This window comes from Bradyrhizobium sp. FW305-F6, assembly GCF_058782905.1.
The window spans coordinates 1,975,068-1,991,560 of record NZ_JBYSYD010000001.1; the positions used below are offsets into that span (position 1 = coordinate 1,975,068).

The 16,493-nt window shown below is 62.4% G+C and carries 15 protein-coding genes; 5 read left to right on the forward strand and 10 right to left on the reverse strand.

The features are described from left to right. Positions 1–11: 11 nt before the first annotated feature. The 3 genes from AC3WLX_RS09520 to AC3WLX_RS09530 all read right to left on the reverse strand — a co-directional run bounded on the left by AC3WLX_RS09520 (position 12) and on the right by AC3WLX_RS09530 (position 3,021). The gene (locus AC3WLX_RS09520; protein ID WP_492335637.1) at positions 12–1,325 is read right to left on the reverse strand and encodes an epoxide hydrolase family protein; all 1,314 of its coding nucleotides are present in this window, start codon (positions 1,323–1,325) and stop codon (positions 12–14) included. 243 nt (positions 1,326–1,568) lie between these two features. Continuing rightward, positions 1,569–2,258, reverse strand: a complete 690-nt coding sequence (locus AC3WLX_RS09525; protein ID WP_492335638.1) for a VOC family protein — start codon at positions 2,256–2,258, stop codon at positions 1,569–1,571. Between the two features lie 97 nt (positions 2,259–2,355). Further along, on the reverse strand, positions 2,356–3,021 hold the full coding sequence (locus tag AC3WLX_RS09530) for a sensor histidine kinase (protein WP_492335639.1): 666 nt from the start codon (positions 3,019–3,021) through the stop codon (positions 2,356–2,358). Positions 3,022–3,315: 294 nt separating this feature from the next. Between AC3WLX_RS09530 and AC3WLX_RS09535 the strand changes: the two genes are divergently transcribed. The 3 genes from AC3WLX_RS09535 to AC3WLX_RS09545 all read left to right on the forward strand — a co-directional run bounded on the left by AC3WLX_RS09535 (position 3,316) and on the right by AC3WLX_RS09545 (position 6,280). Next, entirely contained in the window at positions 3,316–4,272 is a 957-nt protein-coding gene (locus AC3WLX_RS09535; RefSeq protein WP_492335640.1) for an alpha/beta fold hydrolase, read from the forward strand. A 60-nt stretch (positions 4,273–4,332) separates the two neighbouring features. After that, positions 4,333–5,373, forward strand: coding sequence for an alpha/beta fold hydrolase (locus tag AC3WLX_RS09540; RefSeq protein WP_492335641.1), 1,041 nt, complete (start codon positions 4,333–4,335; stop codon positions 5,371–5,373). Positions 5,374–5,557: 184 nt separating this feature from the next. Then, on the forward strand, positions 5,558–6,280 hold the full coding sequence (locus tag AC3WLX_RS09545) for a hypothetical protein (protein WP_492335642.1): 723 nt from the start codon (positions 5,558–5,560) through the stop codon (positions 6,278–6,280). Positions 6,281–6,291: 11 nt separating this feature from the next. Here AC3WLX_RS09545 and AC3WLX_RS09550 read toward each other — a convergent pair whose 3' ends face one another. The 7 genes from AC3WLX_RS09550 to AC3WLX_RS09580 all read right to left on the reverse strand — a co-directional run bounded on the left by AC3WLX_RS09550 (position 6,292) and on the right by AC3WLX_RS09580 (position 14,098). Beyond that, complete coding sequence (locus tag AC3WLX_RS09550; protein ID WP_492335643.1) at positions 6,292–9,195, reverse strand: ATP-binding protein; 2,904 nt, start codon at positions 9,193–9,195, stop codon at positions 6,292–6,294. A 301-nt stretch (positions 9,196–9,496) separates the two neighbouring features. Beyond that, entirely contained in the window at positions 9,497–10,333 is an 837-nt protein-coding gene (locus AC3WLX_RS09555) for an enoyl-CoA hydratase/isomerase family protein (protein ID WP_492335644.1), read from the reverse strand. A 60-nt stretch (positions 10,334–10,393) separates the two neighbouring features. Beyond that, positions 10,394–11,041, reverse strand: coding sequence for a cysteine hydrolase family protein (locus tag AC3WLX_RS09560; RefSeq protein ID WP_074448178.1), 648 nt, complete (start codon positions 11,039–11,041; stop codon positions 10,394–10,396). Between the two features lie 17 nt (positions 11,042–11,058). After that, positions 11,059–11,586: a hypothetical protein gene (locus AC3WLX_RS09565; protein WP_291618091.1), complete on the reverse strand. Its 528-nt coding sequence runs from the start codon at positions 11,584–11,586 to the stop codon at positions 11,059–11,061. 288 nt (positions 11,587–11,874) lie between these two features. Further along, a complete protein-coding gene (locus AC3WLX_RS09570) occupies positions 11,875–13,104 on the reverse strand; it encodes a YbfB/YjiJ family MFS transporter (protein ID WP_492335645.1) in 1,230 nt (409 codons plus the stop codon). 31 nt (positions 13,105–13,135) lie between these two features. Then, positions 13,136–13,372 carry a tautomerase family protein gene (locus AC3WLX_RS09575; protein WP_291618095.1) on the reverse strand — a complete coding sequence of 79 codons (237 nt, stop codon included), beginning with the start codon at positions 13,370–13,372 and terminating at the stop codon, positions 13,136–13,138. Between the two features lie 15 nt (positions 13,373–13,387). Continuing rightward, positions 13,388–14,098, reverse strand: a complete 711-nt coding sequence (locus AC3WLX_RS09580; RefSeq protein ID WP_492335646.1) for an SDR family NAD(P)-dependent oxidoreductase — start codon at positions 14,096–14,098, stop codon at positions 13,388–13,390. Between the two features lie 211 nt (positions 14,099–14,309). On the opposite strand from AC3WLX_RS09580, the gene AC3WLX_RS09585 reads away from it, so the two are divergent. After that, positions 14,310–15,233, forward strand: a complete 924-nt coding sequence (locus AC3WLX_RS09585; RefSeq protein WP_291618097.1) for a LysR family transcriptional regulator — start codon at positions 14,310–14,312, stop codon at positions 15,231–15,233. Between the two features lie 1,009 nt (positions 15,234–16,242). Continuing rightward, positions 16,243–16,485 carry a hypothetical protein gene (locus AC3WLX_RS09590; protein WP_492335647.1) on the forward strand — a complete coding sequence of 81 codons (243 nt, stop codon included), beginning with the start codon at positions 16,243–16,245 and terminating at the stop codon, positions 16,483–16,485. Positions 16,486–16,493 lie beyond the last annotated feature (8 nt).

Below are 16,493 nucleotides of genomic sequence, written 5' to 3' on the forward strand. Positions count from 1 at the left end.
TCTATGCCGTTTCAGATTGACTGGCGCAGTGGGCGGAATGCGGTGCGAATCTCCGCGGTGAACAATGCGGGCTGCTCCCAGGCTGCGAAGTGACCGCCCTTGTCGAGACGGTTGTAATGCATCAGCCTCGGATAGGCTTTCTCGGCCCAGCTGCGCGGCGCGGCATAGATCTCGTCGGGGAAGACGCTGACGGCGACGGGAATCTGCACGTGCTTTGGCGCGAAGAACACCAGCTTGTTCTCCCAATAGAGCCGCGCCGACGAGACCGCGGTGTTGGTGAGCCAGTAGGCCGTGATGTTGTCGATCACATCGTCCCGCGACAGGCCTTCCGTCTTGCCGTCGAAGACGCGTGCGATCATCGCGGCGCTGCGCGCATCATGGTCGAGCATCCAGGACGCGAGGCCCGCGGGGGAGTCGACCAGGCCGTAAAGCGTCTGCGGCCGGTTCGACATCTCGATCGCATAGCCGAGGCCGTGCTTGTAGAAATCGTCGAGCTGATCGTAGGCGATGCGCTCCTCCGCCGAGAGGTTCGCCGGTCGCGTTCCGCCCGGCTGAAGTGCCTTGGCGATCTCGTCGGGGACGGTGGCGGGCATGTTGGTGTGGATGCCGAGCAACTCCGGCGGCGCGATCAGCGCCATCTGTTCGGTGACCGCATTGCCCCAATCACCGCCTTGCGCCACGTAACGAGTGTAACCGAGGCGCTTCATCAGCACGATCCAGGCGCGCGCGATACGCTGCGGATCCCAGCCGAGCATGGTCGGCTTGCCGGAGAAGCCGTGACCAGGCAGCGAGGGAATGACCAGATCGAATGCGTCCCTGACGTGCCCGCCGTGCGCGGTCGGATCGGTGAGCGGATCGATGATCTTGATCTGCTCGATAATCGATCCTGGCCACCCATGCGTGACGATCATCGGCATCGCGTTTTCGTGCCGCGAGCGGACGTGAATGAAATGGATGTCGACGCCGTCGATCTCGGTGACGAATTGCGGCAGGGCGTTCAACCGCGCTTCGATCTTGCGCCAGTCGTAATCGCTCTGCCAATAGCGCACGAGTTCCTGCACTGTCCTCAGCTGCACACCTTGCGACTGGTCCGTGACGATCTCGCGATCCGGCCAGCGCGTTGCTGCCAGGCGACGGCGCAGGTCGAGCAGGTCCTCCTTGGGCACGTTGACGCGGAATGGATGGATCTCCTCGCTCGCGGCAGCCTTCGCCGGATGCAGCGGCAGCAGGCTCGATACACCGGCGGCAACGGCTCCCATCGCGGCCTGGCCCAGCAGTTGACGGCGATCGGGGTTGAAGATGTCGGCGCGTGCCTGCGTGGTCATTGCGGATCTCCCTTGCTATGGTCGGTGGCGATGGCCGATCTCGATATCGGGCCATCGTTGCGTCGTGCATGGAGATTGACGCAGCCTCCTTTGCTTGGCGAGTTATCGGTTGTTAGGCCTCGTTAGCCTTTGCGAGGGTGCGCGATCAGGACGAGCGGCGACATTGCTTCAGGCGATGCAACGCGAAACGGCGCACGACAGTGAGCCGCCGTGCGCCGTGGGCAGGAGATGCTCTCGCCTTTTCTATGATGGCAGTGACTGGCCGGCCTGCTCGTGCGCGATGTACTCGGCGTACCAGTCGGGCCAGTTCTCGTCGCGCAAGCCAGTGCGTTTCTCGTGCTCGCCATGCGCCGCCGCTGCACGACGCAATGCCGCAGCCAGGTCGGCCGTCGAGGCAAATGTCGCTCCGTTGCTCTCGATGCGACCGGGCAGTCGCGTGGTTACCTCCTGCAAGAACCAGCCATTTCCGTCAGGATCGCTGAAGGAGGCGAACGAGCTGTAGCTGCTGCGCTGCGGATCGACGCCGCCGATCCGGACGCTGCCGAAGAGATAAGGGTCATCGGCGCCAATATGGACATCGCCGCCGCCATGAAAAGCCTCGCTGACTGCAATTCCGCGCTCGATCAGCTCTTTCCTTGCAGTCATGAGATCCGATACGATCAAGTACAGACCGCGTGCCGAGCCCGGCGATGCTGACGTGACATTGCGGCCGAAGATCACCGAGCAGGCAGAGCCCGGCGGTGTGAACTGGACCACGCGCCATCCATCGCCGGAGGCGAAATCGGCATCCAGTCGCCAGCCGAGACGCTCGTAGAACGCCTTGGAGCGGTCAACGTCGGACACCGGAATTACGACGACTTCGAGCTTCAGATCAGCGCTATGCGATGCCGGGGTCCTTTTCTCTGCCTCGCGATCAATTTCAAGTTTTGCCATGTCGAACTCCCGATGTAAGGCGGGCCGAAAGCCGAACCCGATGTTGCACTATCAGTTTGCTCTTAGTGTTGTGGCGCAGCGTGAGAGCCGTCTATCTTCAGGCGGTAGCCGGCATTTCGATGGAGATCCGAGTGCCGCCCTCCCCCGCTTCGCCGTTCAGGCGCGCGCGAATGCTGCGCGCAAGCCCTTCCAGGATACGGCTGCCGGTGCCTCGGCGCTGATGCGTCGCACCAATGCCGTTATCTGCCACCGTGCAGATCCATGTGCCGTCTCGGCAGACGACCTCAATCCGGATCAATGCTCCAGTCTTGCTCGGGAAAGCGTGTTTCGCCGCATTCGTGACCAGTTCGGTAATCATCAGCGCAAGCCGATGACATTGTGATGCCGGCAGAACGCCGCCTTCGACCAAAGCCTCGCAGCGGACTCCGGCGGGCTCCAAGACCGCTGCCGAAAGTGCTTCGCAAAGGTTCTCAAAGAAGGTCGCGACGGACACGGACGGCTCGTCGCGGTTAGAAAGCAGTTGGTAGAGCCTGCCAAAGGCGCAGATTCGCCGCTCGAACCGATCCACCGCTCCCGAAACGTCCCGGCTGCCGGCGCGGGTGAAGTCGCGGCGGACCGAGGCGCCCAGCAGCGTCAGCGTGTTCTTCATGCGGTGATGGGATTCCTGCAGCACGAGCTCCCAATCTCGCGATTGATCCTCAAGGCCGGAAGCAAACTGAGATCGAACGGTACTGCCGTTCGGAATGGAGCCGATGACGGACATGGATAGCCTCCCCGTTGGTTGGAACTGGCGTGAGCCTCATACTGGCTGCGCAGCGTGGGTTTGGCTCGTTAGACGTTGCGAGATTCTGTTATGATCGGCGCGGACGCAATCCAAATCGGACCCTCCTGCGGCGACCTCGACCGTGCTGACGAATTGTCGCGACGGCGCGATAAAGCTGCTCACGCTAAAGCAAAAAGGCTGGGTTCCGCGTCTCGCTCTCAACGCCTAACAACACATAACGAGCTAACAGACGGCTTCGGGTGCAGATTGCACTCGCGACATCGGAGCGATGACATGAGCATTCCAGCGACCCTCGCCCTCTCAGCGGCCCTGGCTTGCGCGACCGTGCAGGCTTTGGCCCACGATCTGCGGTCGAGCCGCCGTACGATCAGCTATCACACGGTGGATATTCGAGGCCTCAAGGTCTTCTATCGCGAAGCCGGCCCCGCCGACGCGCCGACCGTGCTTCTGCTGCACGGCTTTCCTTCCTCCTCGCGGATGTGGGAACCGCTGTTGCCGCTGCTTGCGGACCGATATCATCTGATCGCGCCCGATTATCCCGGCTTCGGCAACAGCAGCGCGCCATCGCCGTCCGATTTCACCTACACCTTCGACAACATCGCCGGCGTGATCGGCGAACTCACGAACAGGCTCGGTCTCACCAGCTACGTCCTGCTGATGCAGGACTATGGTGGTCCGGTGGGCTTCCGCATGGCGCTGGACCACCCGGAACGTGTTCGTGCCATGATCATCCAGAACGCTGTTGCCCACGAGCAGGGTTTGAGCCCGCTTTGGGACGCGCGACGTAGATACTGGGCCGATCCCGCGCATGAACTCGAGGCGCTCAGGGCGAACTTCACGTCTCTCGAGGCGACGCGTCAGCGCCACCTCGGCTCGAGCCCACATCCCGAGCGCTACGACCCGGACGCCTGGCTCGATGAATACGCCTTTCTCACGCGTCCCGGCCAGCCCGAGATTCAGACGAGATTGTTCCTGGACTACCGAACCAATGTCGCGTCCTACCCGCAATGGCAGGATTGGCTGCGCAGGACGCAACCTCCGCTGCTGGTGATGTGGGGCAAGTACGATCCCTCCTTCACCATCGCCGGCGCTAGCGCCTATCGCGACGATGTCCCGACTGCGGAAGTCCACATCCTGGAAGCCGGCCACTTCGCACTGGATGAAGCGACCGATGAGATTGCCACCTTGGTCCGCGACTATCTTGCGCGGCTCGAGGGGCAAAAGGGCTGACCACCAGCGGCGTAATCCCCGCCGCGCCTGCACACAACGGAACCACGATAGGAGTCATTCATGTCAGACGATGTTGACCACGACCGCCGCCGATTCTTCGCAGGCGCCGCGACGATTCTTGCTGCAGCCCAGCTTTCGCCAGGGACAGCCCTGGCCAGGCCTGCGAAGCCTGCTGCCGCCGTCAAAACAGGAGGCAACATTTCGTTCCCTTCGCTGAAACAGATTGATGCCGGTCTTCTCAACGTCGGCTATGCCGAAGCAGGCCCCGTCGACGGCCCGGCCGTGATCCTGCTTCACGGCTGGCCGTATGACATCTACAGCTTCGTCGATGTCGCACCACTTCTCGTGGCCGCCGGCTACCGCGTAATCGTGCCCTACTTGCGTGGCTACGGCACCACGCGGTTCCTGTCCGATGGGACGATGCGGAACGGGCAGCCATCGGCGATCGCTGCTGACATCATCGCTGTGATGGATGCGCTCAGAATCGACAAGGCCACGATCGCCGGCTTTGACTGGGGCGCGCGGACTGCCAACATCATCGCGGCGCTGTGGCCGGAGCGCTGCAAGGCGATGGTCTCGGTGAGCGGCTATCTCATCGGCAGCCAGCAGGCCGGCAAGATGCCCCTGCCGCCAAAGGCAGAGCTTCAATGGTGGTATCAGTTCTACTTCGCGACCGAGCGTGGTCGCGAAGGCTACGAGAAGTATCGTCGGGAGTTTTCGAAGCTGATCTGGCAGCTCGCGTCGCCGCAATGGCACTTCGACGATGCCACTTTCGAGCGCAGTGCCGCGGCATTCGATAATCCGGACCACGTTGCGATCGTGATCCATAACTACCGCTGGCGTCTTGGCCTTGCCGAAGGCGAAGCGAAGTATGATGGCTATGAGACGCTGCTTTCACGGGCTCCCGTCATTGGTGTTCCGACCATTACCCTTGAAGGCGACGCCAACGGCGCGCCACACCCTGACCCATCCGCCTACGCGAAGATGTTCTCCGGCAAGTATTCGCACCGCACGATCGAGGGGGGCGTGGGCCATAACCTGCCGCAAGAAGCGCCCAAGGCATTTGCCGCTGCCATCATGGACGTTACCGCCGACGTCTGACCGAAGCGCGACCGTCTAGCCGATCCGAGGTTCGGCTGGACGGCACCTCTGCTGCTTGGATGAGAGATCCGTGTTTTTACGGCGTTTTCTTCGGTTATGCAGCGCCACTTAACAACGCTTAACGAGCGATCATCCGCATTTGGGCATACCTGTAAGGGCAGTTCTCACGAAGGAAAATCGACGGATGATTGCGCTGCTGGCGAATGCGATTGAGGCTCATGGGGGCCTGAACCGATGGAATGCCCGCGAGCGCCTCACCGCCACTTTCGCGATGGGCGGCGACGTTTGGGCCCTGAAAGGCGTTGAACAGGATCATCTGCAGCGAACCGTGCGGATTGACCTTCATCGTGGCCAGGCTCTCATTGAGCCGTTTGGAAGAAGCGGCCAACACAGCGAGTTCAGCCCCGAGCGGGTCGCCATCGTTTCCGCCGACGAACGTGTCGTCGCCGAGCGAAAAGACCCGCGCACCTCATTCGCGCGGCACGACATGCGGACGCATTGGGATCCGCTGCACCGAATCTACTTCGAAAGCTGCGCCCTCTGGACCTGCCTCACCACGCCGTTCCTGCTTTCCGAGAAACCTTCCGAAGTGCACGAGATCGAGCCATGCCATGAGGGAAGTGAGGTGTGGCAGGGGCTGCGGGCGACCTTCTCGCCGGCGATCGCAAGCCACAGCATCGAGCAGGACTTCTACTTCGGTCCCGACCTGCTCATCCGCCGCCATGACTATCGAGTCGAAATAGCAGGCAATTTTCCCGTCGCCGAGTACGTGTCCAACCCAGTCGACGTCGACGGCATCAAGATCCCGACGAGACGGCGCACCTATCTACGTGACGAGACGACCCTGGCCCCGATGCTCGATACGCTGATGATATCCATCGATCTCTGCGATTTGCGGTTTGACTGACCCTCAACCGGTCAGACGAGCGACGAATCGAGCATGAGCCGAGCGGCCTTCAGATCAGCCGTCTCAAACCCTTCCGAGAACTTCGCATAAGTCGCGGCAAGCTCCTCCAGGTGACTTAGCGTTCCCTGCTCGCGCCTCAGACGCACCATCGACATATCAGTCCGCAATCGCCAGGAGAGCGCGCCCTGCTGGTCAGCCAACGCAGCCGACGACCGGAGACTTGATTCTGCGGCATGAAGATCCTCATTGCGCAGCTCCAGTTCCGCCCGCACGCGCAAGAGCTCCGGCATGTCGAAGGCGCCGCCAGCAAGCTCGATGCGCGCGATCGCTTCGTTCAGTATTCCAAGTCCATCGGACGGTTGCCCGAGTTCGGCCAATCCCCAAGACAGGTCCGCAACGAATGCGGACGCGTAGAGCTCGTAGCGATCAGCATGCAGGCGCGGAAGTGCGATTCTCAGCAACTCGACACCGCCGCGCAAATCCCCGCCGGCGATCATCGTCTGCGCCCGGAAACCGGCCGCGACCGCCTGGTAGGGCGCGAGCCCATGCAGGCCGGCATGCGTCTCGAGCCGACCGGCCATCGCCTCGACCGCGGTCCAGTCTCCGATCCACCCGTACAGCGAGGCGGACCAGCAGAGCGCAATACAGTGCATGACGACATCCCGAGGCGCCGCCTCGCCCGTCAGCGGACGGACGCATTCCACGGCTCGATCTGGGAAGCCGCGCAGCCACAACACGCGAGCAAGCGGTATCTGAGGTGTTCTGGAATAGGCAAAATGGCCGGGCTGCGTTCCCCGTAGCGCCGCGTCGTTGCGTACGCCTTCGTCCAGATGAAGCTGCGCCTCGGCCTGGTTCCCGACGAGATGATGGGATACCCCGATGAGGGCCTTTGCGCCGGCGATCCCCGCCGCATCACCGATCAGACGAGCGACGCGCTCGGCCTCAAGTGCCACCGGCAGCAGATGCCGATAGTCGCCGGTCCGGCGATAGAACATGTTCAGCCGCGCCAACAGCCTGAATGTGTTGGCTTCGTCTCCGATCGCGGCCGCGATCTCGAGTCCGCGTCGAAGTGCGGCCTCGGCTCGCTCGCTGTTGCGTTCCGTGAACATGAAGGCATGACCGAGCGTGGCCTGAAGCTCCAGCTCCCACTTGCCGCCGCGGTGGCGGTCGTCCAGAACGGAAAGCGCGCGCTCAGACCATAAGCGCGCCTCATTGAGCAGGTTGAGCTCGACGAACAGACGTGCACAACTGCCTGCGAGCGGAACACGAAGCTCGTCACCGTCATCGTGAGCGTAGCTCCATTGAAGCGCGGCGCGGGCGTCCGCCAACAGGCCGCCGCGGCCGAGCGCAGGCAACATCCGATCTGCAGAGCCAGAATCGACCATGCCCGCTTCGAGGGAGCGGTGAATATGTTCGGCGTGACGCCGCGCTGCGTCCTGGGCTTGGCCGCTCTCACTGAGCTTGTGGAGCGCATAGGCGCGGGTGGCGTCGAGCAGGCGGAAGCTTCGCGACAAGCGGCCCGGTTGCGTCGACAACAGCGACTTGGCTACGAGTTGCTCCAGTGCGTCGACCGCACCTTCGACAGGCTCCCCCTCTTCCACCACCACGGCAATCGCATCCTGCAGCGTGAAGGGCCCGGCAAAGACGGCGAGACGCTGAAGGACCAGCCTCTCGGCCTCGCCAATCAGACCGAAACTCCAGTCAAGCGTGGCGCCGAGCGTCTGTTGCCGCGGCGGCGCCGTGCGTCGTCCACGCCACTCGAGCTTGAGCCGGCCATCGAGCAAATTTGCTATCTCCAGCAAGCCGTAAACGCCAACGCGTGCGGCAGCGAGTTCGATCGCCAGCGCAATGCCGTCAAGCTTGCTGCAAATATCTGCAAGAACCTGCGCATCCTGGTCGGTGATCTCCAAGCGGTGGCCGGCGGCAGCTGCACGTTCGGCGAAAAGACGCGCGGCCGGATAGCTCAGCACCTCACCGGCGTTGAGCCCAGAGCCCTGCGGAGGGCTTGGTAGCGGAACGAGTTCGTAAATGTGTTCTCCCTGCACCAATAGCGACTCGCGACTGGTCGCAAGAATGGTGATGCCGGACGCCTCGCGGTGAATCGTCTCTGCCAGACGGGCAACGTCGTCGATCACATGTTCGCAGCTATCGAGCACGAGAAGCAGCCGACGATTGCGAAGAAAACTGACGATGCTTTCGGTTGGGTTGGCGTGATGAACGACGAGGCCCAGAGCAGCGGCCACCGTGGAGGCAACGAGCGTCGTATCCTTCAAGGGGCCAAGATCGAGAAAGTGGATCTTGCCGCCGAACTCCTCCCACATCTTATGCGCGATCGCGACGGCAACGGTTGTCTTGCCAATGCCGCCCGGTCCCCTCAGAGTGACGAAGCGCTCGCTCAGCAGACGTGCCGAGAGCTCGGCCAGGACGTCCTCTCGTCCGACCATTCGGTCGAGGCGATATGGGAGTGCGGAAGACGGGTCCATCGCACCGGCGTGGTTCTGCGGGATCTCCGCCGGCGCCGAATTGCGTTCGCCCCGTCTCACGGGCGCGACGAAGCAATATCCTCGGCTCGGAATATTGGTGATATAGCGGGCTCCGTCCTTCCCATCGCCCAGGGCTTTCCGGAGTTCGGCAACGTGCACGCGCAGGCTGATCTCTTCTACTGCGAGGCCAGCCCACACATATGCGAGGATGTCATTCTTCGGCACGACTTCGCCGGCGCGATCCACAAGCAGGCGCAGGATGTCAGTTGCTCGGCTGCCAAGCTTGACTGGCAATCCGTCCTTTTCGAGGATTCGTGATCGAAGAGAAAACGGGCCGAACGTGACCGGATCGAAATCCCGGCCTGCCCCGGTGTTGCTGTGAGGGGAGCCGGTCGCTGCTTCCGGTTGTGTGCTGCTCTTGGAAGAGTTCATTCCGGGTGCGCGCCTTGTCGCCAAGGATACGGCGAGCGCGCGGCACTGCGTAACCTCGACTGCGATTTCGGTGAGCCAGAGTATAGGCAGGGCCGGACCGAAACTCAACGGATCCGCGCGAGTCGGCTTCCGGCTTTGGGCTGCCCATCTTGTGCTCAATCAGCGCCTATGGCGACGCTCAAGGCTGACACGTGTCGGCATTCGACCGAACGGCGCCCACCAGCCCATGCGACAGCCCATCGAAATCAAGGAGGGCATTGCCGCACATGGCAAGGCCAGCTGCCTTCGATCGATCGGAAGATCAACCACGTTCCGAGAACCTCGCTTCAGCCACCGCCTGGCCGAGTCTCATCTCGGTTTCGGATCGGCGCTGTAGTCCTCGTTCGAGGAGAGATGCCGCGCGTTTCCGGGTGCCAGGGTGAGCCACCGATGTAAGAAAAGCCGATAACGAAGGGGGGAAGACCGCATCTGCCGGCAAAGTGACCTCATCCATCAAGGCCTTGGCACCTGCGATCGCGTGCTTCTCGAACGAGGCAAGACGACGCGCAAAGGATTCAACAAAGGTAGAAAGCTCCCCGTCCGGCAAGGCTCTGTTGACATAACCATAGCGTTCGGCGAGCTCCGCCGAGAAGTCGTCCGCGCCCAAGATCACCTCCAACCCACGCCCACGGCCCATCAGACCAGCCAACCTCGCCATGGGATTGCCGCCCGGCACCGCACCGAGGCCCACCTCAAATTGCCCGAGAATTGCGCGCTCGCGGCTGGCGAAGCGCATGTCGCAGGCCAGCACGAACTCGCTCCCGGCCCCGCGGGCGCGCCCGCGAATCTCCGCGATGGAGGCAACCGGCGCACGTGACAGCCGAACGAGCAGGTCGATCCAGGGATGCATGCCCGTGGGACCCGGCGGCATGGCGGCGACTTTGCGCTTGTCCGCGAGCACATCCCAATGCGCGAGGAAGAAATCCGGGTCCGCACTTCGGAACACCACGACCTTGATCTCTGCATCGCTTTCGAGCTCCGCAAGCAGGTCCTGCAGTTCGCCGATCGTGTCGGGATCAATCAGATTGATGGGCGGGTTATTGAACGTCGCCGTCCAAAGACCGGAAGACAGCTTGTCGATGGTGATCTGTCGAGCCATTGAGTTTTCCCTTCCAGTCAGGAAAGACGATTCAGAACGGGGGACATGCCGACGAGAAGGTCACGCGGCTGACGCTGCGGAATTCATTGCCGACAACGCCTCGACGATTTCCTGCGTGGTCACGATCGCGCTGGCGTAGTTCGGCATGTTGATCTCCAGCGCGGCCCGCATCATGTCGTCGGAATAATCGGCAACTGCGTCCTTGACGACCGTCACGTCGTATCCGAGCTCGGCAGCAAAGCGCACGGTCGCCTCTATACATGTGTGAGCGACCAGCCCTATGACGATCAGCCGCTGGATGCCATGCCGCTTGAGCTGCAGATCGAGGTCGGTATTCGCGAAGCCGCTGGAACACCAATGTTCGTCTGCCACGATCTCTCCGGGCGCCGGCACGAATTCTGCGCGAAACTCTCCACCCCAGGTGCCGAATTCGAAGCTCTTGTTATTCCAGGCTCTCCTTTGAATTGGCGCGATGTATTTCCAGGAAGCATAATCGCCGGGCCGGTAGCGGTGATGCATGGCATAACAAACACGAATGCCGGCGTCACGAGCGGTCTGTAGCACTTGGATCATGTGCGGAACGCAGTCGTTGCTTTCGGCCACGGCCTTGATCCGGGGCCAGATCTTGCCTCCCTCCGAGATGAAGTCGTTGTAGGGATCGACCACCAGCAGGGCAGTGATTTCCTTCTCATAGGACAGTTGTGTCATCGAACTCTCCTTTCGGACTACCGGTTGTTCTGCAGCGCTGCGCGCTCGATGCTGGCGGCAAACAGCGGCGTTTCGCTCTGGTTGTGAGCGATCGAGAAGGGCTGGCGCTGCGCCCGGAACAGCTCGAACGGAATGCCCTGCTTGCCGATGAATGTCATGAACTCGTCCGTGGCATGCGTTTTGACCCTGTTGGTGAACTCGCATTTTCCCGGTTCGATTTCCTTGACGCTCAGCTCCCAGGTCACGTGAATAGTGGTCCGCCCGTTCGGCGTGAAGACGTCGGATGTGGAGTCGAGGATCAGGTGATCTTTGCGGCCGAGCGTTTCCACGTAATGCTGAACCATGAGGCTGCCGCCGATGATCTCGACATTGATCGACATGCGCTTGCCATCGGGCGTGGTCGTGAAGCCCGCGGCGATATGCGCAGGCGAACAGCCCTGATATTCGCGCTCGGACAGATTGAAGCACCAATTGGGGATATCGATCCGATCGATCGGCGCATTGATGATTGCGGTGAAGCTGGAATCGACGATCTGGTTGTTCATCTCTTGATCTCCCAATGTGTTGCATGTCATCGGCACGTTCGAGCCGAAGCCTTTCGCGGATCCGCACGGGGCAGATCCTCGCCGTACATTCGGCATTGGATTGCCGCTGTCCTGCGAACACATTGCTACGGGCGGCCGCCGTTTGCTCGTTATGCGTTGTTATGGTTCGTTAGCTTCCGCGAGGCGGCTCGATGTGCGAGGATTGCCACGACGAACCCGATGCACGGGCTCGTCTCGGGAGCTGGCATGAAGCTCGGCATTTCCTTATTCTGGGCCGAGTTCCAGTGTCTACCGTTCGCGGGTCGCAAGCGAGACGCCAAGATCGATCACCAGCGCGAGCATCAGAGCGGCGCCGCCGAGTCCAAAAAGGACCGAATAGTCACTTCCGGCCTGTGCGAAGATCCACGAAAATCCGTAAGCAGCAGCCGCCTGGAACAGGGCAAAGCTGGTCGTGGCGTGGCCCCACATCGCTCGCTGTTGCTCAAGCGAGTGCGGCACCAGTTCATGCACCCGTCCAAGGACCAGGGGCACGATCCCGGGCGTGAAGGCGCCGACCACCACGCTCGAGACGATCAGTGACGCCGGCGCCGTGCTGACAGTGGGCAGCAGCACGGCCGCGGTCTCGACCAGGAACGCCGCGCGCAAAGCCGGACCGAATCCAGACCGGTCGCCCAGGTGGCCGGTGACGAGTGGCCCGACGACTGCGCCCAGGCCGTAGAGCACCCAGTAGCGGGCCCCCGCGGCGATGCCCTGGCCAAGGCCACGCGCTACGAAATCGACGATGAAGACCATGTGCGGCACCAGGGCTACCGCATTGAGGCCGTACTGGAGCAGGAGCGCCCGGGCAGCCAGCGAGCCACGATGGTGCTTCGCTCGATGCGACGGCGTAGCAGCAGGCTCGGCTTCGGCCGGCCAGTTCCACCAGCTCGCGAGCGTGAGGAGCGCCGAGAGCATGCCAAGTCCGTACCAGCTCTGCTGCAATCCCTGTTGCAGCAGCAACGGCACGAGAGTGCCGGACGCGGCGACTCCCAGGCCGACGCCGGCGAAAATCACGCCGCCGACGGCTCCGCGCCGTGCCGCCGAGACGTGTGGCAGAATGACCGAAGCCGCCAGCACCATGATGATGCCGCCGGCAAGGCCGGACAGGAAGCGCCAAGCGAAAAACCACATGAACGACAGCGGTGTTGCGCTCGCAATGAAGGAGAGCGTGGCAAGCAGCATCATCGCCCGCAGCGTGCGGACCGCACCGACCCGTGTCGCGAGAGCTCGTGCCGCGAGCGCGCCAGCGAGATAACCGGCCAGGTTCGCCGCGCCGAGATAGACGACATCCGACGCGCTGAACCATTTCGCCGCAATCAACGCCGGTATCAGCGGCGTGTAGGAAAAACGGGCGAGCCCGAGGCCGACCAGCGATGCAGACAGGCCCGCCACGGCGTATCGCCAGGTTGATCGTGAGTCAGATCCCGGCCGCGGGGGCAGCCGGGACTTGCTGTGCTGCTTCGTATCTGCGTCGGTCATGTCATCCTCCTGCGCGCGAAACGCGAGCGGATCAGTCCGTTTGAGAGGTGCGGCGGCGGCGGAATTCCGGCACGGGAAGGCCGCCCCAGCCCCAATTGTCGGTGTCGACCTCCTCGATCACCACGAAGGTGGAGTCGAGCGGCTTGCCGAGCACGTCGCGCAGGAGCTCGCTCGATCCCTTGATCAACGCAGCTTTTTCCTCCGCCGTGAGCGACGCCGCTCCCGGCGTCGTTCCCTCGCGGGTCACTTGAATGGTGACGATTGGCATGGTCCCGCTCCTCGTTCAGTGGCCGGCGCTCTGGCCGCCGTCGACATGCAGGATCTCGCCGGTGACAAAGGAAGCACCCTCGAGATAGAGGACCGCATTGACGATGTCGGACATCTCGCCCATGTGGCCGACCGGGTGCAGCGCGTCGAGCTGCGCATGGGTCGCGACCGGATGCATCGGCGACTTGATGATCCCAGGCGACACCGCATTCACTCGGATGCCGCGCTTGGCATACTCGATCGCAAGCGACCGGGTCGCGGCATTCAGCCCGCCTTTGCTCAGCGAAGCCAATACCGACGGCACGTTCGAATTGGCCTGATCGACCAGGGTCGTGGTGATCTGGACAATATGACCCGACCCCTGCTTTTCCATCTCAGCGATCGCGAGTTGCGTGATGTTGAAGAAGCCCGCGGTGTTCGTTCCCATCACCGCCGCATAGTCCTCGGCCGTGTACTGCGTGAACGGCTTTGCGACGAAGATGCCGGCGTTGTTGACCAGCGTGTCGACCCTGCCGAAGCGGGCGATCGCCTGGGACACGGCGCGTTCGGCGGTGGAACGATCGGCGATGTCGCCGGCAACAGCGAGGACGTCATCGTCGTCGGATGGTTTGATGGAGCGCGCCGTTGCCACGACGCGGTAGTTGCGGTTGCGAAAACCCTGGACAAGGGCTGCGCCGATGCCCTGCGATGCACCGGTGATGATGGCGACCTTCTGCTCGATACCCATGTGGGACTCCTGTTGCTGGTTTGAAAGCTCCGCCAGCACTGGCTGGCTTGGCTCTTCACGTACGGTGCGCCGGCTTCCTTGCGAATATCCGCAGCCCGGCAGACACTCTTTCGCCAGGCGAACGAATGCGACGCCGACGTCTTGCGGTGGTTGTCGAGGTGAGGCTGAACGCCTAGCCTGCAGCCGGAACCTGATAATGCGGCGGGACGGCATGGATCGACTGGATGCGATGAAGGTGTTCGTCCTTGCGGTGGACGAGGGAAGCTTGGCTGCGGCGGGGCGCAAACTCGGCCGCTCTCCGGCCGCGGTGAGCCGCGCAATTGCTTTCCTGGAGGAGCGTGTCGGCGCCGAGCTGCTGCACCGGACCACGCGATCCATCAAGCTGAGCGAGGAGGGCGAGCGCTATGTCGAGGTTTGCCGCCGCGTCCTCGCCGAGCTCGAGGAGGCCGAGGACATCGCAATTGGAGCGCGCGCGGCGCCGCGCGGCCTTCTCACGATCACGGCTCCCGTCGTGTCGGGCGAGATGGTCCTGCGCCCCATCCTCGATGCGTTCCTTGACGCCTATCCCACCGTGTCGGCGAAGCTCCTGCTGTTCGATCGCGCGGTCAATCTGATCGAGGAGGGCGTCGACGTCGCGCTTCGCATCGGTCCTTTGGCGGATTCGGCGATGACCGCCATGCGGGTCGGCGAGATCAGCCGTGTCGTCGTGGCGGCTCCGCGCTATCTGAAGCAGCATCCGCGCATTGCCGAGCCCGGCGACCTCGCCAAGCACCAGATCGTCGCCATGGCGCATCTGCCCAATTCCTGGACGTTCGCGCCGCAGGCCGGCTCGTCAGCGCCGCGCACCGTCCAATTCACTCCGCGCCTGATCGTCAACAGTACCTATGCGGCAGTCGCCTCCGCGGTCGCCGGACGTGGCGTGGCACGGATGTACTCGTACCAGGTGGCAGAGCCCCTCGCACGCGGCGACCTCGAGATCGTACTTGCTGATGAAGAAGATCCGCAGATGCCTGCGCATCTGATTTGCCCGCAAGGCCGGCTCTCGGTGCCAAAGGTGCGAGCCTTCACCGACTTTGCAGTGCCGCGCCTGAAAAAGCAGTTTGCAGAGCTGAAGAAGCGGATCAGACCGCGCTGATTCAGTGCAGCAGCTGCGTAGCCGCGTGCGCTAGCGTCCGACAGCGCGCGACAGGCAATTGTACGCGCAGAGCGACCGAACGTCGAACTGATTAAAGATGTCGAATGGCTATGCGCTCCCTTTCCTCTCAACGAGGAGAATAAGGCGCAGCGCGATCTAGCGGTCGATCAGCGCAAGAGCGCATTGGCGGAATGGCTGGATGCGCAGACCGCACGCGGTAGCAATAGCGATCAGACGGCATGGCGCCTGAAGCCCTGCCCTACGCTGATGTTTGTAAATGGCCGGCGAACTCGACCAAAAGCACGACCAGGATCTACGCGATACCTGCGTCATACTTCTCGATCAAGCTGGCTGCGACTTGCTGACGATTTACGACAACACTGGGCATTCATACTGAAGCGCGCAGACCATCGTGAAGCACTACCGCCCCGGGAATGCGGCTCGCGCCGATTCTGGCATCGGCAGGCTTGAATTGCAGGTGCGCAAGGAAGGCATGAAGGGCTGAACAGAGACCGGTAGGTCTCATGGCTGGCGCTTCAACGGAGCATGGGCTCCGGCCCAAGGTAGCGCAGCGCGCGGCCAATCTCTCATTCTGTGTTTCGACTCATTCCTTCAACGAGCCGAGCGCTTCGTCACTGGGCAACCTGTGAAGGCGCAGGGCTTGCCATCTAGCTCGGATCGCCCGCGCCCGGCAACAACGCTCCCAATCATCCGACTCGTCGCATGGCGTGCGAGCACTAAAAGCGTCGCACGAGACCCCGTTTGTTCGAATCGCGCAAACTAAAAAGGCCCTTGCGGGCCAATCCCTTGAGGGTTGTGGGCGCACCAGACAGAAGGGGGGGCATTTGTGCTGCACTCGGTCATTGTCGCGCAATGGTGATGCCTATGCGCGTGCTTTGCCGATCGAGCAGCCTACATACTCTGCACAGAAGATGATTTTGGAAACGCCACCGGCCGAGCAGCGACCTCGCCAAGCGAATCTCCGCAAAGAAAGCAATGGAGAATCGCTATGAATGCACTCAAGATCTTGATCGCTACGGCGCTGATCTCGACGGCAACGTTGTCGGCAGCGTCTGCCGCATGGTCCTTCGCCGATCAGGAGCCGGCAACTTTTGCTTCGATGTATCCCAACCGGGATGTCCTGAATGGCGGCGCGTTGACGCCGGCAGGACGAATGGGCCTCGAGCGCGCCGGTGGCGCTGCGCCCGTGTTTGGTTTGGGTGAGGTTCACACCTCTCACTGGCACGGGTAACGGGCCGA

What these genes read in the sequence shown, in the direction of transcription:
- AC3WLX_RS09570 (WP_492335645.1), bottom strand. Translation starts at nt 13,104, where the DNA reads ATGACCGACGCAGATACGAAGCAGCACAGCAAGTCCCGGCTGCCCCCG.
- AC3WLX_RS09565 (WP_291618091.1), bottom strand. Translation starts at nt 11,586, where the DNA reads ATGAACAACCAGATCGTCGATTCCAGCTTCACCGCAATCATCAATGCG.
- AC3WLX_RS09560 (WP_074448178.1), bottom strand. Translation starts at nt 11,041, where the DNA reads ATGACACAACTGTCCTATGAGAAGGAAATCACTGCCCTGCTGGTGGTC.
- AC3WLX_RS09555 (WP_492335644.1), bottom strand. Translation starts at nt 10,333, where the DNA reads ATGGCTCGACAGATCACCATCGACAAGCTGTCTTCCGGTCTTTGGACG.
- AC3WLX_RS09590 (WP_492335647.1), top strand. Translation starts at nt 16,243, where the DNA reads ATGAATGCACTCAAGATCTTGATCGCTACGGCGCTGATCTCGACGGCA.
- AC3WLX_RS09580 (WP_492335646.1), bottom strand. Translation starts at nt 14,098, where the DNA reads ATGGGTATCGAGCAGAAGGTCGCCATCATCACCGGTGCATCGCAGGGC.
- AC3WLX_RS09545 (WP_492335642.1), top strand. Translation starts at nt 5,558, where the DNA reads ATGATTGCGCTGCTGGCGAATGCGATTGAGGCTCATGGGGGCCTGAAC.
- AC3WLX_RS09550 (WP_492335643.1), bottom strand. Translation starts at nt 9,195, where the DNA reads ATGAACTCTTCCAAGAGCAGCACACAACCGGAAGCAGCGACCGGCTCC.
- AC3WLX_RS09585 (WP_291618097.1), top strand. Translation starts at nt 14,310, where the DNA reads ATGGATCGACTGGATGCGATGAAGGTGTTCGTCCTTGCGGTGGACGAG.
- AC3WLX_RS09525 (WP_492335638.1), bottom strand. Translation starts at nt 2,258, where the DNA reads ATGGCAAAACTTGAAATTGATCGCGAGGCAGAGAAAAGGACCCCGGCA.
- AC3WLX_RS09530 (WP_492335639.1), bottom strand. Translation starts at nt 3,021, where the DNA reads ATGTCCGTCATCGGCTCCATTCCGAACGGCAGTACCGTTCGATCTCAG.
- AC3WLX_RS09520 (WP_492335637.1), bottom strand. Translation starts at nt 1,325, where the DNA reads ATGACCACGCAGGCACGCGCCGACATCTTCAACCCCGATCGCCGTCAA.
- AC3WLX_RS09575 (WP_291618095.1), bottom strand. Translation starts at nt 13,372, where the DNA reads ATGCCAATCGTCACCATTCAAGTGACCCGCGAGGGAACGACGCCGGGA.
- AC3WLX_RS09540 (WP_492335641.1), top strand. Translation starts at nt 4,333, where the DNA reads ATGTCAGACGATGTTGACCACGACCGCCGCCGATTCTTCGCAGGCGCC.
- AC3WLX_RS09535 (WP_492335640.1), top strand. Translation starts at nt 3,316, where the DNA reads ATGAGCATTCCAGCGACCCTCGCCCTCTCAGCGGCCCTGGCTTGCGCG.